We start from the raw sequence: 20687 nt of genomic DNA on the forward strand, positions 1-20687 counted from the left end.
CGGGCCTTTCGCGCGGGGGCCCCGGCACCGATCCTGGTCGCATGGGATTCGCCGTCTTCATGACCCTGCCCGGGCTCGTCATCCTGCTGACGCTGGTGGCCTTCGTGGATCAGCTGCTGCTGCGGGCCGGGCGGGCCGGGCTGCTGCCCTGGCGCAACAGCGTCCGGCAGGGGCAGATCTCCGCGACCGGCTTCGAGCAGCTGCACGCCAGTTTCTCGCCGGGCAAGCAGAACGAGCTCAAGGAGCGGCAGTCGGCTCTGGTGCTGCGGGACGACGAGGAGGACGGGGCTCCGCCGCGCCGGACGACGGTGGATCTGGACGGGGGTGTGGTGGTCGTACGGATGCCGGAGGCGTAGCGGTTTCGGAGGGGTAGAACTGGGCGTACCAGCGGCGCAGGTGCCGTATGCCCTGTTCGTGGGGGAGCAGGACCGGGCGGGGCTGGTGGATCTTGTGGTCCCAGATGTGGACCTCCTCGCGGACCTCGTCCAGCGCCTCCGCGCGGAAGACGAGCTTGAGGGCGGGGGTCAGGAACCGGGCGCGGGCGGGTTTGCGCAGGTAGTAGAGCATCCGGAGTTCGCTGGTGTGCTCGTCCACGGGGGTGCTGAGGGCCACGGCGGTCACGGAGAGGACGGGGCCGTGGGTGCGGACGACCATCACGCCGGGGCCGTACATGAACGCGTCGAAGGTGTTGTCGATGTCCCAGCCGAGGACCCGCCGCCGGATCCGGCCGCGCACCTCGGCGAAGGGGCCGTCCACCTGCCAGTCCTGGACCGGGGGTTCGGCCTGGCCATGGATGAAGTGGAAGTGCGACTCGTCGACGATGTTCTCGCGCATCTCCTGGATGTGGACCCGGGCCCGGCAGGTGTCGTCGACGGGGGAGGCGAAGTCGCGGGAGGTGGTCTCCGGGATCTCGGGGACCTCCCAGGACGGGTCGTCCGGGCCGACGTGCACGAGGACGAGTCCGCTGTGCTCGCGCACCGGGAGGCCGCCGAGGGAGACCTTGGGGGTGCGGACCGCGAACGGCGCCTCGACGCACCGCCCGTCGGTCCCGAACCGCCAGCCGTGGAAGGGGCACTCGACCGTGCCGTCGACGACCTTCCCGCCGGCGCCCAGGTGGGCGCCGTAGTGGGGACAGTGGGCGTCCCGCACGGCCGCCCGCCCGTCGGCCCCCCGGAAGGCGATCAGCGCCCGGCCGAAGTAGTGCAGGCTGACGACCTTGCCCGGCTTCAGCTCGTGGCTGCGCAGCACGGCGTACCAGCCGTACGGCACGGCCGGCATGGGGTACTCGTCGGCGCGGGGGTCGCGGGGGAGGGCGGCGAGGGGGTCGGTGGCCCCGCGCCGCCCTCTGGACTTGTCATGACTCCGGCGGAGTAATTCCATACGGTGATGTTAGGGGTTCTGGTGCGAGTCCTGAGTGGTGGTGTTGGTGGTTCCCCGGCTGTGGAAGGTGTTGTTCGTGCTGTTGTTGTAGGTGGGGAGGATGCGGCTGAGGTTGAGGTCGATGGGCAGGACCGAGCCGTTTCCGGTGCCGCCTCCGCCGCAGTCGCCGCCGGTGATGGGGGTCGGATCGCTCGCCCTGGCACTGAGGCCGCCTCCTGCCTGTTCGACGACGGTGGCGGTGTTGGTGACGGCGCAGGGAGCGTCCTCGGCCACGTCGACGACGATCGTCACCGTGTAGAGGGAATCGGGAGGCAGGTCGGTGTTGCAGGTGACGACGGTGAGCGTGGCGTCCACGGCACAGGAGCCGAAGTCCCCGTCGGCGTTGAACGTGGCGACCGTGAGGCCCTGAGGCAGCGCGTCGGTCATCACCGTCGGGCCGATGGCCTCGGTCTCGTCGGTATTGCTGACCGTGATCAGGTAGGTTCCCTGCCCGCCTCGGGCGAAGTCCCCCGTGTGGGTCTTGGAGATGTTCAGGTTGCCCTGGGCGTACGCGGGCGTGGCCCCGACGGCGAGGGGCAGGGCGACGCTCAGCGTCAGAACGGTGGCGGCGGCGGACACGCGCCGTCTCAAGGTGTGGGGGGACAAGGCCATGGTCGGGTCTCTCCTGTCGAACGACGGGTCACCTGCACCGACAAGAACGGCCGCCAGGAGGAGTGGATGAGGGGTGACGCGGCGATTTCACCCGATCGCCGGAGAGGGCCCGGGGGCCCGCGACGAAGCGGTGGCTGACGTCCTCAGAGGAACCTGCGCAGGAGGCGGGACTTCGTGGGGGTGTACGGCGGGTAGACCGCGCGCAGGGGGTCCAGCAGCAGGGGCTTGTCCAGGACGGCCTTGGTGTGGCTGAAGGTGTCGATCGAGTGCGCCCCGTGGTAGCGGCCGAGGCCGCTCTCGCCGACGCCGCCGAAGGGCAGGCCGGGCACGGTGAGGTGGGCGTTCGGGATGCCGAAGGCGAGGGCGCCGGAGGAGGTCTCGGTGGCGAGCCGGTGCTTGGCGTGCCGGGAGGCGGTGAAGCCGTACAGGGCGAGGGGCTTGTCCCGGGCGGTGATGAACGCGATCGCCGCGTCGAGGTCGGGGACGCGGACGATCGGCAGGAGGGGGCCGAAGATCTCCTCGCGCATCACGGGCGCGTCGGGGGAGACGTCCGCGAGGACGGTGGGGGCGAGGTAGCGGGTCGTACGGTCGTGCGTGCCGCCGGTGACCAGACGGGCGCCGCCGTCCAGCAGGGTCAGGAGGCGGTCGAAGTGGCGGTCGCTGACGATCCGGCCGTAGTCGGCGCTCTCGGCCGGGTCGGTGCCGTACATCTCCTGGATCGCGGCGGTGAGGTGCCGTTCCAGGGCGGGGGCCGTGTCGCCGATCGCGAGGACGTAGTCGGGGGCGGTGCAGGACTGGCCGGCGTTCATGAACTTGCCCCAGGCGATGCGGCGGGCGGCGGCCCTGAGGTCGGCGCCCGGCTCGACCACCACGGGGGACTTGCCGCCGAGTTCCAGGGTGACCGGGGTGAGACGGCGGGCCGCGGCGGCCATGACGATCCGGCCGACGGCGCCGTTGCCGGTGTAGAAGATGTGGTCGAACGGCTGCTCCAGCAGGTCCGTCGTCTCCGGCACCCCGCCCTCGACGACCGCCACGGCCTCCGGGTCCAGGGCCCTGGGCAGCAGATCGGCGAGCAGCGCGGAGGTCGCCGGGGCGAGTTCGCTGGGCTTGATCACCGCGCAGTTGCCCGCGGCGAGGGCGCCGACGAGGGGCGCGAGCGCCAGCATCACGGGGTAGTTCCAGGGGCTGATGATCAGGACCGTGCCCAGCGGCTCCCGTACGGTCCGGGCGCGGGCCGGGGCGAGGGAGACGGGGACCGGGACCCGGCGGGGGCGCAGCCAGCGCCGCAGGTGGCGCAGGGTGTGGTCGATCTCGTTGACGACGAACCCGGTCTCGGTGAGATGGGCCTCCGTGCCGTTCTTGCCGAGGTCGGTGTGGAGGGCGGCGGCGAAGTCGGCCTGGTGGGTGGTCAGGAGGTCGCGCAGGGAGCGCAGTTGGGCCTTGCGCCAGGCGAGGGGGCGGGTGCGGCCGGTAGTGAAGGCGGTGCGCAGACGGGCGACGGCCGGGGTGGTCGTGGTGGTGGGGCCGGCCGTGGTGGTCGCGGCGGTCGCGGCGGCCGTGGTGGTCGTGCGGGGCGTGGTCGTCATGGCGGGCACGATATACGAAACGAAAGTCTTTCGTTTCGTATTGCTTATACTGAGGGCATGCCCATCGCCCCCGCGCCCAGTCCCGCCCCGCTCACCCGCCTCGCCGAGCAGCTCGGCGCGTCCCCCGACCGGCCCGAGAGCGACCTGCTCGCGCCGGGCGGCTCCTGGAACCTCTCCCAGACGCTCCAGCACTGCGCCCAGACCGTCGGCTACTCGGTGACCGGCTACCCCCGGCTGAAGCCGGCCCTCTTCCGGGCCACCGCCGGGACCCTCGCCAAGCACCTCTTCCTGCGCCGGGGAGCCACCCGGCACTCCCTCGACGCGGAACTCGACGGCGCCCCGCCCCTCGACCCCGCGCTCCCCGTCGCCGAGGCGGCGGCCCGGCTCACGGACGCGGTGGCCCTCTTCACCGCCCACACCGGGCCGCACCCGCCGCACCCCGCGTACGGCCGCTGCACCCACGTCCAGTACGAGCGGCTGCACGCCATGCACCTGGCCGAGCACCTGCCGGGGCTCGCCGATGCCTGAGGGCCCGCGTGCGGAGGCGGGCGGCGGAGGCCCGCCCCGGCGCGGCCGGCCCCGGGACGCCGGGCGGGACCGCGCCCTGCTGGAGGCCACGCTCGCCGTGCTGGCCGAGAGCGGGTACGGCGGGCTGACCACCGGCGCGGTGGCGGCCCGGGCCGGGGTCTCCACCGCGACCCTCTACCGCCGCTGGTCCTCCAAGGAGGACCTGGTGATCGCGGCCGCCACCACCCGTGCCGAGGACCTGGTGAAACAGCCCGACACCGGCGGCCTCGAAGGGGACCTGCGGGCCCTGCTGCGGGACAAGGCCGCGAGCCTGACCGGGGAGAGCGGCCGGCTGATGCGCGCCCTCATCGGCGAGGCCGCCCACAACGACGCCCTCGCCGAGGCCCTCGCGACCAGCTTCCTGGTGCCCGTGCGGCGCCGCGTCCAGGAGGCGGTGGGCCGGGCGGCGGCCCGGGGGGAGATCCCGCCGGTCGACGACCTGGAGATGCTCGGCGACCTGGTCGTGGGGCCGATGCTGAGCCACTTCCTGATCACGCCCCGGCTGCCCGAACGGGTGGACGCGCAGGCGGCGCGGGCCGGTGCCGACCGGCTGCTCCCGTTCCTCCTGCGGGCCCTCGGCGCCGGGACGCCGGGCCGCCCCGCACCGGCCTAGACTCGAAGAGGACGGCAGGCGTGGGGGCGGACGAGCACCCCAGGAGGACGTCATGGTGCGGCGGCAGACCCGGCTGGCCGGGGAGAGCGAGGAGTACCTCGCCGCCCGCGAGGAGCTGCGCCTGGCCGAGATCGGGCTGATGCGCCACCGCGAGGAGGTCGCGGCCCGCCGGCGGGCGCTGCCGCCGGGGCCGCCCGTCGGGGACTACGTCTTCCTGGAGGGCCCCGCCGACCTCGACGCCGGTGACACCCCGGTCCACGAGGTCGCCCTCGGCGAGCTGTTCACCGCCCCGGACCGGCCGCTGATCGTCTATCACTTCATGTACGGCAAACGGCAGACGGACGCCTGCCCGATGTGCACCCTCTGGATCGACGGCTTCAGCAACATCGCCCACCACGTCACCCGGAACGCCGACCTCGCCGTGGTCGCCGCCGCCGACCCGCCCACCCTGCGCGCCCACGCCCGGGCCCGCCGCTGGCCCCGGCTGCGGCTGCTGAGCTGCGGCGACAGCACCTTCAAGTACGACCTCGGCAGCGAGGACGAGGACGGCGGCCAGGACTCCACCGTCTCCGTCTTCACCCGCGACCCCGACGGCACGGTCCGCCACTTCTACTCCGCGCACCCCCGCATGGCCGACGACATCGCCGAACGCGGCATCGACCTGCTCGCCCCCGTCTGGCACCTCCTCGACCTCACCCCGGGCGGCCGGGGCGACTGGTATCCGAGCCTCGACTACGGATGACTCGTCCAACGTCCGAGGAAGGCGCTCCCCCAGGTGAGAGCACGTCAGTCCGGGAGCAGGGCCAGCGCCTCCACCTCGAGGAGCAGTTCGGGCCGGAACAGGGCCGCCACCTGGACGGCGGTGCTGGCGGGCGGGCGCTCGACGTCGATGTGGCGGTCGCGGGCCTCGCGCACGGCGGGCAGATGGGCGACGTCGGTGACGTAGAAGGTGAACTTCACGACGCTCTCGAAGCCGGTGCCCGCCGCGGCCAGGCAGCGGCGGAGGTTCTCGAAGACCTGGTGGGCCTGCGCGGCGGGGTCGCCCTCGCCGACCACCTTGCCGTCGGCGTCGACGGCGATCTGCCCGGAGACCGCCACCAGCCGCCCGGTCCCCATGACCACGTGGGTGTAGCCGGTGCCCGGGGCGACACCCTCCGGGGCGGCGAGGTGGGTGAGGTGCGGTGCGCTGTGTGTGGGTGCCATGGCGCGCATTCTGCACGCCGGTCCTGGCGGGCGCAGGTGGATTACGCGGTGGGCCCCAGGGTGGAGACGAACTTGCCCAGCCGGGCGAGCCCCTCCCGCAGTTCACCGGCCGACGCCGCGTACGACAGGCGGACATGGGTCTCGGCCGTGCCCATGCCGAAGTCCCGGCCCGGGGTGAGCGCCACATGGGCCTCGCTCAGGGCACGGGCGCAGAAGTCCCAGGAGGTCAGGCCGGTGGCGGCGACGTCGAAGTAGGCGTAGAACGCGCCGTCGGGCGGGACGGGGACGGGCAGGCCGATGCGCTCCAGGCCGTCCAGGACGAGCACGCGGCGCTCGGCGAACTCCACCCGGCGGGCCTCCGCCACGGCCAGGGACTCGGGGGTGAAGCAGGCCAGGGCGGCGTGCTGGGCCGGGGCGGAGGCGCACAGGAAGTAGTTCTGGGCGAGGCGCTCCAGCGCGGGCACGAGGGCCTCGGGCACGACGCACCAGCCGAGCCGCCAGCCGGTCATGCCGAAGTACTTCGAGAAGCTGTTGATCACGACCGCGTCGGGGTCGTGCGCGAGGGCGGTGCCCGGCGGGCGGCCGAGGCCGTCGGGGTCGCCGAGGTCGAGGTAGATCTCGTCGACCAGCCGCCACGCCCCGCGCTCCCGGGCGAGGGCGCACAGGGCCCGGAGCTCGTCCGCGGGGACGGAGGTGCCCGTGGGGTTGGAGGGGGTGGCGATCATGACGCCGCGGGTGCCGTCCGTCCAGTGCGACCGTACCGACGCCGTGTCCAGCTGGAAGCGGGAGGCCGGGGTGGTCGGGACGAGGGTGACGCGGGCGCCGAAGCTCTCCATGATCTGCCGGTTGCACGGGTAGGACGGATCCGCGATCAGCACCTCGTCACCGGGGTCGACGAGGGCGGCGGTGGCCAGTACCAGCGCGGCGGAGGCGCCCGCGGTCACCGCGACCCGGGCCGGATCGACCTCGACGCCGTGCCGGTCGGCGTAGAAGCCGGCGATCGCATGCCGGAGCGCGGGCAGCCCGAGGGCCGCCGTGTACGCCATGGGCCGGCCGTCCATGGCGTTGCGCATGGCCTCCAGGACGGCGGGCGGCGCGCCGAAGTCGGGCTCGCCCAGGCTGAGTTTGACGACATGGTGGCCGGCCGCCTCCAGTTCGGCGGCCTGCTTGCCGAACTCCATGGCGTAGAAGGGGGCGATGGCCCGGGCGCGCTGCGAGATCCTCATGCCGTCGATTTTCCGGCACGCGGGCGCCGGGGGAGCGGGTCAGCCGAAGCGGCCCGCCACGTAGTCCGCCGTCCGCTGGTCCTGCGGGGAGCCGAAGATGTCCTCGGTGGGGCCCGCCTCCACGATCCCGCCGGGGGTGCCCTGCTCGGCGAGGAAGAAGGCGCACTGCTGGGAGACGCGGTTGGCCTGCTGCATGTTGTGGGTGACGATCACGACGGTGACCTGCCCGGCCAGCTCCTGGACGGTCTCCTCCACCCGGCGGGTGGAGGTGGGGTCGAGGGCGGAGCACGGTTCGTCCATGAGCAGCACCCGGGGGCGTACGGCCAGGGCCCGCGCGATGCACAGCCGCTGCTGCTGGCCTCCGGAGAGCGCGCCGCCGGGCTGCCGCAGCCGGTCGCGGACCTCCTTCCACAGCCCGGCCCGGGTCAGGGACTCCTCGACCAGGACGTCCTTCTCGCGGCGGTTCGCCCGGGTGCCCGTCAGGCGCAGGCCCGCGACCACGTTGTCGTAGATCGACATGGCGGGGAACGGGTTCGGCTTCTGGAAGACCATGCCGATCCTGCGGCGGGCGTCCGTCAGCCGCCAGGAGGGGTCGTAGATGTCCTCGCCCTCGAACAGCACCTCGCCGCCGAAGCGGGCGGCCGGGATCATCTCGTGCATCCGGTTCAGGGTGCGCAGGAAGGTCGACTTGCCGCAGCCGGAGGGGCCGATGAGGGCGGTCACCCGGCCGGCGGGCATGGTCAGCGACACGCGGCTGAGCACCTGGTGGGTGCCGAACCAGGCCGAGACGGCGCGGGCGTCGAGGGTGGCGGGGGCGGCGGGCGCGGCGGTCGGTCCCACCCGGGGGAGGACGACCGTGTCGGTCAGGGGCGCGACCGCTTCGGTCGCTTCGGTCACTTCGGTCATGGCTGACACCTCACAGCAGGTTGGGCAGGAGCTCGGTGGTGCGGGTGGCGACCTGGAGGCCGAGGACCGCGACGACCGGGGCGAACACGATCCAGGTCTGGTGGCGGCCCCACCGGTGCCAGGCCCAGACCGCGGCCACCGCGGCGAGCAGCAGCGCCTGGAGCCACATCACCAGCGGCCACGGCACCCCGTCGGGCCGGGCCAGCGGCTCCTCGGACTCGGGGAGCGTGCCGGAGCGGATCACCGCGGCCGGGGTCGGGAAGGGCGTGGACATCAGATCGGCGTCCACGCGCAGCACCCCGGACGGTACGAAACGGGAGCCGGTGGCGGTGACCAGGACCAGCCGCCCCTTGCCGGAGGCGAGCGGTGCGGGTGCCGGGTCACCGGCCCGTCGTACGCCGCTGACCTGGTACGTCGCCTTGCCCTGGCCGGTGGTCACACGGAACGTGTCGCCCGCCGCGAGGGAGGAGAGCCCGCTGAAGGGGCCGCCGTAGGCGGCGGCGCGGCCCATCAGGACGCTGGTGCCGGCCTGGCCGGGCATCGGCGTGTCACGGCGGTGGCCGGGGCCGTCGGTGAGGACGGAGGAGTCGGTGCCCTCCAGGACGACCTGGGTCATCCCCAGGCTGGGGACGTCGATGAGCGCGACCGGGGTGCCGGGGGCGAGCAGTCGGCCGTCCTGGTCGGTCTGCGCGACCGGGGCGGTGCCGAGGGCGAGTTGATTGCGCAGCTCGTCGAAGGCCGCGTGCTGTGCGGAGTGTTCCTGTGCGCCGCTGATCACCAGCAGCTGTGCGGTGATGCCGAGCAGCAGGGCGGCCAGGCCGAGCAGGCCGCCGCGGGCGAGATGACGGACGGCGGTGACGCTGCGGACGCCGGGGGGCGTCAAGGGTACGGCGACCGTCACGGCGGCCCGCCTCCTTCACGACATGGGTACGGACAGGGGCCGGTCGGCCGGGGAGACACTCCCTCAGTGGTCTCCCCGGCCGCCGGGATCAGGGGAGCTCAGGTGGACCTGATGACGAAGTTCGCGCCGTTCCTGGCGTTCACCGTCGAGGAGCCCAGGTAGCTCGCGTGCAGGGTGTGGCGGCCCCTGGCCAGCTTGGGCAGGGTGACGGTGACCTTGCCGCCGCTCAGGGTGCCGGTGGCGATGATCTTGGTGCCCTCGTAGATCCGGACGGTGCCGGTGGGCGTGGTGCCGGTCGCGGTGACCTTGACGGTGACCTTGGCGCGGGCGGTGTGGGCCACGGAGGCCGGGGCGGTGGTCGCGACCGACGGCGTCGCCTTGGTGATCTTCAGGGAGACCTTGGCCGAGGACGTGTTCAGCTGGGTGCTGCCGCCGTAGGACACGGTCAGGCTGTGCGTGCCGACCTTGAGGTGGTTCGACAGGCCGAGGGTGACCTTGCCGCCGCTGAGGGTGCCGGTGCCGAGGGTGGTGGAGCCCTCCTTCACGGTCACCTTGCCGGTCGGGGCGACCGAGTGCGAGCCGGTGACGGTGACCGCGACCTTCGGGGTCCTGCCGTACGCGGTGGTCGCGGCGGTCGCCTTGACGGTGCTGGCGTACTTGACCGCGCCGGTCCAGGTGGCCTCCGTGCCGTTGCCGACGACGGTGGCGGCGGCGACGGTGGCGGTGTACGTGCCGGTGGCCAGACCGGTGAAGGAGTACGAGGTGGTGCTCGCCGGCACGTCCTTCGTGGCGACGACGCCGCCGTCCGCGTCCTTCAGGGTGACGCGGTAGTCGGTGACGGGCTGCGCGGGCGCCGGGCTGGGCGCGGTCCAGGTCAGCTTGACGCTCGCGTCGCCCACGGTGGACTTCAGGACGGGCGCGCCGGGCGTGGTCAGGCCCGCGATCTCCAGTCCGCCGACCTTGGCGTGCTTGGCCAGGTTGATCGAGCCGTTGTACGACTCGTTCAGGAAGCCGAAGGCCGCGATGACCTTCTCGGCGTTGTCGGAGGCGAGGGCCGCCTCGTGGTCGCCGCTGGTGACGAAGACGTCGTAGAGGTCCTTGTCGAAGAAGACGCTGCTCGTGTCGACCGCGCGGCTCGGGACGACGTTGTAGACGTCGCGGCCGAAGGTGGAGTTCTCGAAGTAGCCGGCGACCGGGGCCAGCTTGCCGTTGACCGTGCTGACCGGGGTGGTGGCGCCGGAGTCGCCCGGCAGCGTGATGCTGGCCAGGTGGCCGCCCGCGGTGATCGCGGTGGAGCTGTAGTCGGGGGCGACGCCGTTGGCCTGGGCGATCCAGCTGGCCACGGAGAACGGGACGAGCGTGCCGTCCTCGGTGAGGGCCGCGTTGGCCTGGTTCTCCTGGACGGTCGGCAGGCTGGTGTCGACCGTGTTCTCGTTCAGGCCGATCGCGCCGAGGAAGAACTTGCGGGTGCCGGAGCCGCTCTGCGGCAGGACCGGGTGCAGGGTCTGGCCGCCCAGTGTGCGCACGCCGCCCGCCATGTAGATGTCGTGCAGCTGCGAGACCGACAGCGAGTCCAGGCCGGTGCCGCGGACCGCGACGCCGACCGCGTCCCGGGCGAACGGGATGTAGGTGAGGGCGTTGCCGGAGAAGCTCGGGCCGCCGGAGGAGCGGGCGAAGTCGACCTGGCCGCCGACGGCGACACCGTCGTTGTTGGGGAACTTGTCGCCGGTGAGGGACATGCTGAGCGCCGCGCGGCCCGGGCCGGAGCCGTTCGGGCGGGTGAACGACGGGCCGCCGGAGCGGGTCTGGATCGTGGACGAGCCGATCGCGTCGTAGGAGGCGATGCCCGCGCCGGTCGCCGACTTCACGGCGGTGCCGGAGTAGTCCTTGCCGCCCACGGTGTCGCCGGCGAGGGCGTTGAGCACGTCCTGCGTGGTGTCGGAGCCCACGCCGACCAGCTGGCGGAAGGTCCCGGCGGGGGTGGGGTCGGCGTACGCCGGGCTCGCGAGAGCCACACCGCCGGCCACCACTGCGGCGGCGACGAGCGCGGCCGTGGAGCGCGTTCTGCGCATGGAGAGTCTCCGTGACTGTGCGAAAGGGGTGGATCGATCTGGCAGGGTGGTGCGGGCCGTCCGCCCCGACTGTCCTTCGGGGCGGGCGGCCGTCTGAGGGAGTGCCGCCCGAGGCGGGGGCGCTCAGGGCCGCAGGAGTCTCCGCAGCCGTTCGGGCAGGGCGCTCTCCGGTACGACCGTCACCGTGCGGCCGCCGGGGAGCGGCAGCCTGAGCGGCAGGCGCAGCCGGCCGCCGCCCGCGAAGGGCGCGCCCACCCCGGCCGCGGCGCCGAGCGCGGCCCCGAGGGGGACGGCGTAGCGCAGCGGGTTCGCGGGGTCGGCGGGCGTGGCGCCGGCGGCGGTGGTCTGTACGGCCTTGCCGCCGTCGTAGGAGGCGGCGCTGCTCGGCGTGGCGCTCGCGCTCGCGCCGGTGCCGCCGGTGGTGCCTGCGCCCGCCGTGCCGCCGGAGAGGTCACCGGTGCCGCCCGTGGTGGTGGAGCCGCCGGTGCCGCCGCCCGGGGCCGATCCGTCGCCGCTCCCGGTGGAGGTGGCCTGGTAGTGCAGGAGCGTGTCGGCGGCCTCGGTGGTCCGGGTGCGCAGCGTCTTCGACAGCGGGGCGTATCCGGCGGGGAGCAGGCCCGGGTCGGCGCCCGTGGTCTGCCCGGTGCCCGCCGCGTACCGCAGCAGGGTCGCGTAGTCCTTGCGGGCGGCCGCGTCGAGCTTCGCGGGGCGTACGGCCGCGTAGACCAGCTGGGTGAGCGGGTAGGCGCCCTTCGCGGTGGCCTTGGCGGGGCTGATCTCGGGGGCGCCCTTGCCGGTGGCGCTCGCCGCGGCGGCGGTCAGGGAGACGCCGCTGGGGGCGACGTACGTGCCGGCGGCGTTGAGCAGCTTCGCGGTCGTCAGTCCGTAGCGGGCGGCGGAGGCCGCGTCCGTGATGGTGATCATGAAGCGGGAGCCGACGGTCTGCGGGCCGGGGTTCTTGTAGGCGGGCGGGCTGGCCAGCGGGTCCCAGGTCGCCTTCCACAGGCTGTCGGTGCGCAGGGTGTGCAGGGCGCCGGCGTGCATGTCCGCCACGTACGGGTGGAAGTCGATCATGCACTGCTTCTCGGTGGCGCCGGTGCCCGGCGGGATCGTGCACCACGGGTCGCTCTTGGGGTAGGTGTCGGTGTTCGCCGGGTCGAAGGCGAAACCGGTGGGGTTGAGGTCCGTGTTGGTGCTGAAGTACGGGTTGACCCGCATGCCCCAGTCGTCGGACACCCCCGCGAGGAAGCCGCGGGCGTCCTTGTCGGCGACGATCCACCGCCACACGGCGCGGGCCGAGTCGGAGTGGCCGAGCGAGGTCAGCAGATCCGTGTCGGTGGCCGGGGTCTCGGCGACCGACAGCTCCGCGAACTCGGGGTTGAGCGCGATGAACTCGGGGTCGCTCGCGAGGCCGGCCGGGTTGCCCTTCGCCCAGCCGTAGCCCTGGGCCGCGGTGGTGCCGACGACCGCTCCCCAGGGGGAGTTGCGGTAGGACTCGGTGAGCAGCTTGGCCACCAGCCGGGGGTTGAGCCGGATCGACTCGACCCTGGTCCCGGCGAGTCTCTGGGTGGACTCGGGGGCGGTGGCCTTGGGTCTGCGTTCGACGGTGAAGCCGATGACGGTGCCGGAGAGCGCGGCCGGCGCGTAGACGGTGGTGTCGTCCGGGGCGCTGGTGCCCGCGTCGGCGCCCAGCGCGCGGGTGGTGAAGGCGAGTCCGGAGGAGCCGTCGTTGCCGAGGCGGGCGCGGGTGTCGGACTCGCCGAGCTCGGTGTAGCCGTAGACCTTGCCGGTGGCGCACAGCGCGGTCTGCCAGCTGGTCATGGCGTCGGCGGCCAGCTCGCTGCCGGTGGTGGGCCGTTCGTCGGAGCCGAGGGCGCAGTTGGTGCCGACCGGGTTGAAGCGCAGCGGGATCGCGACGCGGTTCCTCCAGTTGGTGGAGGAGACCGGGGAGCCCGCGTTGACCTGGCTGTGGTCCGCGTACGGCTTGCCGTCGAGGTCGAGGTGGCCCTGCGGGACGATGACCAGCCAGCAACTGCGCGGCCTGGACACGCCGTCGGTCTTCACGGGGATGCCGCAGCCGAGGTGCGGGGCCTCGTTGGCGGTCTGCACCTCGAAGAACTCCTTGCCGGTGCCGTCGGCGCCGGTGCGGGCGAAGTCGATCTCGTTGGTGGTGTTGCGGTTGAAGTACGGGTTGTTCTGGGTGTTGGAGGTGACGGTGGCGCCGCTGACCGGCTTGAACGGCACCTCTCCCGGGGCGTTGGGGTTGGTCGCGCCGTAGCGGTCGTCCTGGCCGTAGTTGGTGGGGTCGGCGCTGTAGAAGGCCCGGCGGGTGTCGTCGTAGTCGTTGCCGGGCCAGCTGCCCCGGTCGGTGGTCGGGGAGGCGCCGTACTGGCACTGGGTGCGCGAGGGGCCCGGGTTGGCGGGGACCGTGCCGTCGTCGTCGCCCCAGCACTGCATGATCTGCACGAAGTCCGTGTCGAACAGGGTGCCCGCGAAGGTGCTCGGGGTGCCGCCGGTCCAGGAGACGGTGACGGCCTGGCTGGTGAGGTCGGCGGTCTGGGAGACCGTGAACCTCATGTCCTGGAACTCGCCGCGCCCGGGGACGGTGACGGCGGAGGAGGCGGAGGAGGCCGCCGTCGCGGGCGGGGCGGCCTGGGCGACCGCGAGCCCGGCGAGGGCGCCCACGGCGGCCCCGGCGACGAGACGGACCAGGATCCGGCGTACGGCCTTCATCGCGTCCCCCCGTTCGCGGAGTTGCCGCCGCGCAGCAGCCGGGAGACCAGCGAGGGCAGCAGGATCAGGGCGAGGACCAGGAACGCGGCGAGCAGCATCAGCGTCTGGGCGGAGGTCCAGCCGGTGTGCCCGGCGATCGCGACGGGCTGGGCGAGGGCGACCGTGCCGTCGGCGGTGGTGGCCGTACCACCGCCGGAACCGCTCGCCGTGCCGCCGCCGGGGCTCAGGGTCTGGCCGGTGTCGGGGTCGACGGAGGGCTGCCCGGCGGAGCCGGACGCGCCGGTGCCGCCGCCGCTGCCCGTGCCGCCCGACGTACCCGCGCCGCCGGTGGAGCCGCCGGACGTCCCGCCCGAACCGCCGTTCGCGCCGGTCGACTTGGCGCCGCCGCTGCCGGTGGTGCAGGGCGCGGCGCCCTTCTTGTCGCAGTCCTTCGGGTAGGGCGCGGTCTCGGCCAGCTTGTTGCGGCCGTTGGTGGTGAAGGTCGGGTTGTTGCAGTTGCGGATGTTGATGCTCTGCGCCTGCACTCCGGGGATCCGGCGGATCTGGTCGAAGCCCGCCCGCACCAGGTTGATCGGCAGCGGCGAGTAGCCGAGGTCGGGCGCCTGCTGCTGGCCCTGGCACATGAAGTAGTAGGAGAACGCGCCGAGCGTCTTGCCCTTGGCCTTGGTGAAGGTGCCCTGCACCTTCAGCGGCAGGATCATGTACGAGTAGCTGGACAGCGGGTAGTTGCGCCGGTCGCTGTCGTTGTAGACGCCGTTCAGCTGCTGGGTGAGGTAGTCGGCGGAGTTCCTGTCCGTGTTGATCTGCGCCTTGAGCAGCGAGACGGCCACGTTCTGCGGGGTGGGCTCGGTGTAGTAGCCGGCGTGGTTGAGGACCTTGGCGACCGGATAGTGCGCGTTGAGGGCGTAGGAGTAGTTGACGTAACCGATCGCGCCCTCGCCGTAGTTCTGGGCGACGTACCCGGCGACACCGAGGTCGCCGGACTGGGCGATCATCCCCGAGACCGTCGGGTAGTACGAGGTCTGCCCGCACGCCCCCGAGCGGCCGACCCGGGCGCAGTACGCCTGCCACAGCGCCTTGTGCTGGTTGGCCATCCACATCGTGAACTGGGCGGTCGAGCCGGAGCCGTCGGAGCGGACCACGGGCACGATCGGGCGGTGCGGGAGCTGGAGCCCGGGGTTGTCCGCCTTGATCACCGGGTCGTCCCAGGTCTTCACGGCCCCCGTGAAGATCTTCGTGACGACGTCGCCGGAGAGGCGGAGGTTGGTGACCCGCTTGCCGTTGACCGTCAGGTGGTACATGAAGACGGTGCCGCCGGCGACGATCGGCATGTAGGCGTACGAGCCCTGCGCGGGGCGTTCGGCCGCGCTGCCGTCGGTGGGGTTGGTCTGGAACGGGATGTCGGAGACGGCGAAGTCGACGGTGCCGGAGAGGAACTGGCGGCGGCCGTCCGAGGAACCGGTGCCGGCGTAGCTGATGCGCATGCCGTACTGGTTGACGGCCCTGCGCCATTCGTCCACCGCGTTCTCGGCCCAGGTGGAGCCGGCGCCGGCGATCGGCGTGTAGGTGTCGGCCTGGGCGGGGGTGGCCGTGGTGAGGATGCCTATCAGGGCGGCCAGGATGCCCAGTCGTCTGAGGGCGTTGATCATCGGGGGTGGTCTCCGTTGTCGGGTGCGGGTGCGTGGGGGCTGGTCGCGCAGTTCCCCGCGCCCCTTAGGGAGTTGGTCTGGGCGTATCTTTCGGTGTCCCGGAGGGAAGCTCTCGCCGTTCTGCGGGCCTGTCGCTTGGTCTGGTGGCCCGGGCCCCGCCCGCCGATCACCCGGGCGATCGCGAAGAGGATCAGGACGATGGCCATCAGGACCGCCGCCGAGCCGAAGCCGCGGGCGATCATCGTGGGTTCGGGGGACTTGACGAAGTTGAAGACGGCCAGCGGGAGGGAGACCATCGGGCCGCTCGTCGGGTCGGCGTTCAGGGCCGCCGTGAAGCCCGCCGTCAGCAGGACGGGGGAGGTCTCGCCGATGCCGCGCGCGGTGCCGAGGATGACCGCCGTGGCGAGGCCCGAGCGGGCCGTCGGCAGGACGACGTGCCAGACCGTGCGCCAGCGGGGGGCGCCGAGGGCCTCGGCCGCCTCCGTGAGGGTGCCGGGCACCAGGCGCAGGACCACGTCCGAGGCGCGGATCACGATCGGCAGCATCATCACGCTGATCGCGAAGCCCGCCGCCAGACCCGACTTCTGCATGCCGAGGCCGAGGATCCAGACGGCGTACACCATGAGACCGGCGACGATCGAGGGCAGCGCGGTCATCGCCTCGACGATGGTGCGCACGAACCGGGAGAAGCGGCCCGGGAGCTGGTTGAGGTACACCGCGCAGGCCAGGCCCAGCGGGACCGTGATGGTGAGCGCGATGGCGATCATGATCAGGGTGCCGAGCATCGCGTGGGCGATACCGCCGTGGGACAGCGGGTCGAGCGGGCCGGCCGCCTGCATGTCCTGGGTGAAGAAGTTGCCGTGCGGGAGCGCCTCGCGGCCCCGCCAGGCGGTGAAGCCGACGACCAGGACGAGGGCGCTGAAGAGGAGTCCGGCCGCGGTCCACAGGACCACCGTCATCACGCGGTCGCGGACCGCCTGGCCGTCCTCCTCCAGGGCGGTGAGGACGGCGTAGACGGCGAGGAAGGCCGCGTACGCGGTGACGGTGAAGCCCAGGCTGCCGGAGAACGGGGCGATCTCGCCGAACAGCAGGACGGCGACGCACAGACCGGAGGCCGCGGCGCCGGAGAGGGAGAGGACACCGGAGCGGGTCAGGGCGCCGATGCGGCGCGGTACGTCCGGGAGCGCGGGGACCGGGGTGGTGGCCTCGGTGGCTTCGGCGGCCTCGGCCGGCTGGGCGGGGGCGTGCTCTACGACGGTCATCTCAGGCCTCGCTCTGTGCGCCGGACCGGGAGCGGGCCACGATGGAGGAGGCGGTGAAGTTGACCGCCAGGGTGAGCAGGAACAGCGCGAGGCCCGCCGCCATCAGCGCCGACATGCCGAAGGTGGAGGCGTCGCCGTAGTGCAGGGCGATGAGGGAGGAGACCGAGTTCGAGCCGGTCTGCAGGATGTGCGGCTGGATGGTGAAGACCGGCGAGATGATCAGGTAGACGGCGATGGTCTCGCCGAGCGCCCGGCCGAGGCCGAGCATCGTGCCGCCGATGATGCCGCCCTTGCCGTACGGCAGGACGACCGCGCGGATCATGCCCCAGCGGGTGGCGCCGAGCGCGTACGCGCCCTCCCGTTCACCCGCGGGCGCCTGGGCGAACACCTCCCGCATCACCGAGCACTGGATCGGCGCGACCATCAGCGCGACGACGATCCCGGCGACGAACGTGGAGGCGGTGTAGACGCTGTCGGAGGCGAGCGGCTCACCGGGCCGGGTGCCGTCGACGGCGAACAGCGGGAGCCGGCCGAACCAGGTCGACAGCCAGCGCGACAGACCGATCACGTGCTGCTGGAGGAAGAACAGCCCCCACAGGCCGTAGACCACCGAGGGGACGGCGGCCATCAGGTCGACCAGGGTGACGAGGGTGCGGCGCAGGCCGCGCGGGGCGACGTCGGAGATGAACAGCGCGGTCCCGACGGCCAGCGGCACGGAGATCGTCACCGCGACGAGGGCGATCAGCAGGGTGCCGGTGAGCACGGCCGCGATCCCGAAGTTGTGGACGTCCGGCTGCCAGGCGGCGGTGGTGAGGAAGCCGAACCCCCGGGCGCGCAGCGCCTGACCGGCCCTCAGCAGCAGGAACAGGCCCACGGCCGCCATGATGGCGAGGACGGTGACGCCGGTGGCCGTCAGCTGGTACCGGAAGACCCGGTCCCCGAGGCCCCGGGCCGTGTGCAGCCGTCGAGGAACGGGTCTGTCGGGCTCCGGCGCGCCGGAAACCTCCACTGCGGACGCCACTGCGGTCCCCCTAAAGGAAACGGTGTTCTCCCCATACGGCTTCGTGTTCGAGGCGCGCGGGGAGAGTCAATGGCCGGTTCCTTTCCCCTCAACCCGCCGGATGTGGACATGATGTGAACCGTTCATGTCGTTTTCGTGGGCGGGCTGTGGGGCCGTGTCGGTCCCTGCGGGTGCCGTAGGACGGAGGACGGACCGTCGGTCAGAGCGGCTGGGCCGGCCAGTCCAGGAGGCGGGCGCCGATGACGGCGGTCTGCAGGGTGTAGCGGTGCGCGGGGTCGGCGGGGTCGACGCCGGTGAGCTGGTGGATGCGTTCCAGCCGGTAGGTCAGGGCGCGCACGCTCAGCGACAGCCGGCGGGCGGCCTGGGCCGCGACGCACCCCGAATCGAAGTAGGCGGTGAGCGTGGCCAGTTGAGGTCCGGCGCCGCCGCGGGCGGTGGTCAGCGGGCCGAGCACCGCCTGGACCAGGTCGGCCATCGCCTGCCGGTCGCGGGTCAGGACCGGGTAGACGAGCAGGTCGGCGGCGCGCAGCACCGGGTCGGGCAGGTCCAGCCGCCGGGCGAGTTCGAGGGAGTTGAGCGCCTCCTCGAAGGACTGGACGACCCCGCCGGGGCCCGGCTGCGGGCGGCCGATCGCCACCCGGCCGCCGTCGGTCGCGGCCCGCGCCTGCCCGGCGAAGGCGGGCAGGATCTCGTCCCGGTGGCCGGGGGCGACGCACACCAGCAGTCCGTCCTTGGTGGTCAGCAGCACCTCGCGGTCGCCGAACCGGGCGAGCAGCGCGCGCTCCACCGCGCGGGGCACCGGGTCGCCCTCGTCGTAGGCGGTGGGGCCCTGGGCGACGGCGACGGCGTGGGTGTGCGACAGGCGCAGGCCGAAGCGTTCGGCGCGCTGTGCGAGGCGGCCCAGGTCGCTGCGGCCGTAGAGCAGATCGTCGATGAACTCCCGGCGGGCCGCCTCCTCCCGCCGTACGGCGAGCCGCCCGGCCCGCTCGTACCCCTCGGCCAGCGCGTCTATCACCTGTTGTACGGCGGCCAGGGTGCTGTCGGTGGAGCCGGGCCGGACCGAGCGGGCGGCGGTCAGATGGGCGCTCACCAGGGCGCGCAGACCGTGACCGGCGTCGGCGGCCCGTTCGCCGAGGGCGCGCCGTGACTCCAGCTCCGCCCGGGTCAGCCGGCGGCCGGTGGCCGTGACCTCCGTCAGCAGCCAGGTGTAGCCGTCCAGGTACTGCTCGGGAATCTCCCCCGCCACCACGCCCCCCGCGTTCGTGTTCCGGCAACGGACCGGCGGTCAGGATTGCCCGGTCCACGCAGTGCGCGGCGCTGTTCGATTGTGGAGGATCGTCCGGCCGGCACCAAGCCAATCAATCATGGGGGAACGACAATGAGAGCCACCCGAGCGGTGCTCGCCCTTGCCGTGGGCGCGCTGGCCCCGGCCCTGCTGCTCGCCTCGCCGTCCTTCGCGGCGACCGCCTCGGCCACGGCGGCCGTTTCGGTTGCCGCCGAGGACGAGTCGCCGTACGACTCGATGACGGAGGAGGAGCTGCGGATCGCGGTCGCGCGGATCCTCGCCGACGAGAGCGCGGGCACGGCGGTGCGCAGGGAGGCCCAGGAGGCGCTCGACGGCACCGCCGACGATCTGCGCGCCTTCCTGAAGACGGGCCTCGCGCTCGCCCAGGACGAAGACAACAAGGTGGCGATCGCGCGGATCCTGGCCGACCCGGGCAGTGGGAAGGCCGTCCGGCGGGAGGCCGGGAAGGCCCTCGACGGCACGGCCGAGGACCGGGCGGCCTTCCTCGCCACCGGCTACCGGCTGGCCCAGGACGAGGACGACAAGGTGGCGATCGCGCGGATCCTGGCCGACCCGGGCAGTGGGAAGGCCGTCCGGCGGGAGGCCGGGAAGGCCCTGGACGGCACGGCCGAGGACCGGGCGGCCTTCCTCACCACCGGCTACCGGCTCGCCCAGGCCGAGGACGACCGGGTCGCCGTCGCGAGGATCCTCGCGCGGACCGACATCAGCGACGCCCTGCGCGCGGCGGCCCAGGCGGCCCTGGACGGCACCCCGGAGGACCTGCGGTACTTCCTGGAGGTCGGCCAGTACGAGGTCTAGCCCGGCCGGCTAGCCCTGCTGCTGGGTGATGTTGACCAGCCAGGTGATGCCGAAGCGGTCCGTGCACATGCCGAAGACATCGCCCCACATCTGCTTGTCCAGCGGGACGGACACCTCGGCCCCGGCGGACAGCTTCTCCCAGTAGCCGCGCAGTTCGGCGTCGTCGTCGCCGCTCACGCTCACGGAGACGTTGCCGCTGGGGCTGTAGTCCATCCCCGGCGGGGTGTCGGCTCCCATGAGGGTGAAGCCGTTCGGGGCCTCCAGCATGCCGTGCATGATCTGGTCCGCCTGCGGGGTGCCCGCCTGGCCGAACTCGCCGAAGGTGCTCAGCGCGAGCGTGCCGCCGAAGACGTCCTTGTAGTGCTCCAGCGCCGCCCGGGCGTCGCCGTTGAAGCTGAGGTAGGGGTTGAGTCGCGAGGCCATCGCAACCTCCTGGGGAGCGAGAGAGTGACAGAGGTGATCAAACGGGACAAATGGTCACCGGGCGGAGCCTAGCGCTCCGCGAGGGTGTCGGCGACGAGGGCGTTGGCGTGGCCGTGTCCCAGTCCGTGCTCGGACTTCAGCCAGTTCACGAGCTCCATGTGCCGGGTCGGCGGCGAGGAGCGGATCAGGTCCTTCCACTCCGCGATCGGCCGGCCGTACTTCTTCTCGATGGAGGGGAAGTAGGAAGCGGGGCCCTTGGCTGAGGCGGCGGTCATGGTGGCGCTCCCGTCGGGGGTCGGTGGTGTCATGAGTGGGGACCCGGGCGCGAGGGCGGAGTCATCGGAACCGGCGATGTGATCTGTGTCACACTCGCGTGTGCGGCGGTCGGCC

The 20687-nt window shown here is 72.9% G+C and carries 20 protein-coding genes; 5 read left to right on the forward strand and 15 right to left on the reverse strand.

Annotated elements, in window-relative coordinates; translation table 11 throughout:
* The first annotated feature begins 41 nt into the window (after positions 1–41).
* A complete protein-coding gene (locus tag ACYQ8Q_RS24475; protein WP_460067868.1) occupies positions 42–356 on the forward strand; it encodes a DUF6191 domain-containing protein in 315 nt (104 codons plus the stop codon).
* On the opposite strand, the gene ACYQ8Q_RS24480 is transcribed toward ACYQ8Q_RS24475, so the two are convergent.
* The 3 genes from ACYQ8Q_RS24480 to ACYQ8Q_RS24490 form a co-directional block, all read right to left on the reverse strand.
* Complete coding sequence (locus ACYQ8Q_RS24480) at positions 238–1380, reverse strand: Rieske 2Fe-2S domain-containing protein (RefSeq protein ID WP_460067869.1); 1143 nt, start codon at positions 1378–1380, stop codon at positions 238–240. The genes ACYQ8Q_RS24475 and ACYQ8Q_RS24480 overlap by 119 nt on opposite strands.
* 9 nt (positions 1381–1389) lie before the next feature.
* A complete protein-coding gene (locus ACYQ8Q_RS24485) occupies positions 1390–2031 on the reverse strand; it encodes a hypothetical protein (protein WP_460067870.1) in 642 nt (213 codons plus the stop codon).
* Between the two features lie 143 nt (positions 2032–2174).
* A complete protein-coding gene (locus ACYQ8Q_RS24490; RefSeq protein ID WP_460067871.1) occupies positions 2175–3617 on the reverse strand; it encodes an aldehyde dehydrogenase family protein in 1443 nt (480 codons plus the stop codon).
* 57 nt (positions 3618–3674) lie between these two features.
* Between ACYQ8Q_RS24490 and ACYQ8Q_RS24495 the strand changes: the two genes are divergently transcribed.
* Genes ACYQ8Q_RS24495 through ACYQ8Q_RS24505 form a run of 3 tightly spaced genes read left to right on the forward strand, consistent with a single transcriptional unit; the run spans position 3675 to position 5539 of the window.
* Positions 3675–4145 carry a DUF1569 domain-containing protein gene (locus ACYQ8Q_RS24495; RefSeq protein ID WP_460067872.1) on the forward strand — a complete coding sequence of 157 codons (471 nt, stop codon included), beginning with the start codon at positions 3675–3677 and terminating at the stop codon, positions 4143–4145.
* Positions 4138–4797: a TetR/AcrR family transcriptional regulator gene (locus tag ACYQ8Q_RS24500; RefSeq protein ID WP_460067873.1), complete on the forward strand. Its 660-nt coding sequence runs from the start codon at positions 4138–4140 to the stop codon at positions 4795–4797. The genes ACYQ8Q_RS24495 and ACYQ8Q_RS24500 overlap by 8 nt, the downstream gene beginning before the upstream one ends.
* Positions 4798–4849: 52 nt before the next feature.
* Positions 4850–5539, forward strand: coding sequence for a DUF899 family protein (locus ACYQ8Q_RS24505; protein WP_460067874.1), 690 nt, complete (start codon positions 4850–4852; stop codon positions 5537–5539).
* Between the two features lie 44 nt (positions 5540–5583).
* On the opposite strand, the gene ACYQ8Q_RS24510 is transcribed toward ACYQ8Q_RS24505, so the two are convergent.
* The 10 genes from ACYQ8Q_RS24510 to ACYQ8Q_RS24555 form a co-directional block, all read right to left on the reverse strand.
* Positions 5584–6000 (reverse strand): RidA family protein, encoded by a 417-nt coding sequence (locus ACYQ8Q_RS24510; protein WP_460067876.1) that lies wholly within the window; start codon positions 5998–6000, stop codon positions 5584–5586.
* A gap of 41 nt (positions 6001–6041) precedes the next feature.
* The gene (locus ACYQ8Q_RS24515) at positions 6042–7226 is read right to left on the reverse strand and encodes a pyridoxal phosphate-dependent aminotransferase (protein WP_460067877.1); all 1185 of its coding nucleotides are present in this window, start codon (positions 7224–7226) and stop codon (positions 6042–6044) included.
* Between the two features lie 39 nt (positions 7227–7265).
* Entirely contained in the window at positions 7266–8132 is an 867-nt protein-coding gene (gene pstB, locus ACYQ8Q_RS24520; protein WP_460067878.1) for a phosphate ABC transporter ATP-binding protein PstB, read from the reverse strand.
* Positions 8133–8142: 10 nt separating this feature from the next.
* The gene (locus tag ACYQ8Q_RS24525; protein ID WP_460067879.1) at positions 8143–9033 is read right to left on the reverse strand and encodes a sortase; all 891 of its coding nucleotides are present in this window, start codon (positions 9031–9033) and stop codon (positions 8143–8145) included.
* Between the two features lie 98 nt (positions 9034–9131).
* The gene (locus ACYQ8Q_RS24530) at positions 9132–11105 is read right to left on the reverse strand and encodes an Ig-like domain repeat protein (protein ID WP_460067880.1); all 1974 of its coding nucleotides are present in this window, start codon (positions 11103–11105) and stop codon (positions 9132–9134) included.
* A gap of 123 nt (positions 11106–11228) precedes the next feature.
* Positions 11229–13838: a hypothetical protein gene (locus ACYQ8Q_RS24535; protein ID WP_460067881.1), complete on the reverse strand. Its 2610-nt coding sequence runs from the start codon at positions 13836–13838 to the stop codon at positions 11229–11231.
* Positions 13835–15487: a phosphate ABC transporter substrate-binding protein PstS gene (locus ACYQ8Q_RS24540; protein ID WP_460067882.1), complete on the reverse strand. Its 1653-nt coding sequence runs from the start codon at positions 15485–15487 to the stop codon at positions 13835–13837. The genes ACYQ8Q_RS24535 and ACYQ8Q_RS24540 overlap by 4 nt, the downstream gene beginning before the upstream one ends.
* On the reverse strand, positions 15484–16749 hold the full coding sequence (gene pstA, locus ACYQ8Q_RS24545) for a phosphate ABC transporter permease PstA (protein WP_460067883.1): 1266 nt from the start codon (positions 16747–16749) through the stop codon (positions 15484–15486). The genes ACYQ8Q_RS24540 and pstA overlap by 4 nt, the downstream gene beginning before the upstream one ends.
* A 1-nt stretch (position 16750) precedes the next feature.
* Positions 16751–17770, reverse strand: coding sequence for a phosphate ABC transporter permease subunit PstC (gene pstC, locus ACYQ8Q_RS24550; protein WP_460067885.1), 1020 nt, complete (start codon positions 17768–17770; stop codon positions 16751–16753).
* A 199-nt stretch (positions 17771–17969) separates the two neighbouring features.
* Positions 17970–19019 carry a PucR family transcriptional regulator gene (locus ACYQ8Q_RS24555; protein ID WP_460067887.1) on the reverse strand — a complete coding sequence of 350 codons (1050 nt, stop codon included), beginning with the start codon at positions 19017–19019 and terminating at the stop codon, positions 17970–17972.
* A 129-nt stretch (positions 19020–19148) separates the two neighbouring features.
* On the opposite strand from ACYQ8Q_RS24555, the gene ACYQ8Q_RS24560 reads away from it, so the two are divergent.
* The gene (locus ACYQ8Q_RS24560; RefSeq protein ID WP_460067889.1) at positions 19149–19874 is read left to right on the forward strand and encodes an ALF repeat-containing protein; all 726 of its coding nucleotides are present in this window, start codon (positions 19149–19151) and stop codon (positions 19872–19874) included.
* A gap of 9 nt (positions 19875–19883) precedes the next feature.
* Here ACYQ8Q_RS24560 and ACYQ8Q_RS24565 read toward each other — a convergent pair whose 3' ends face one another.
* Complete coding sequence (locus tag ACYQ8Q_RS24565; RefSeq protein ID WP_460067890.1) at positions 19884–20297, reverse strand: VOC family protein; 414 nt, start codon at positions 20295–20297, stop codon at positions 19884–19886.
* Positions 20298–20365: 68 nt separating this feature from the next.
* Positions 20366–20572, reverse strand: a complete 207-nt coding sequence (locus ACYQ8Q_RS24570; RefSeq protein WP_460067891.1) for a DUF4287 domain-containing protein — start codon at positions 20570–20572, stop codon at positions 20366–20368.
* Between the last annotated feature and the right edge of the window lie 115 nt (positions 20573–20687).

Source organism: Streptomyces sp. YKOK-I1, from assembly GCF_054660435.1.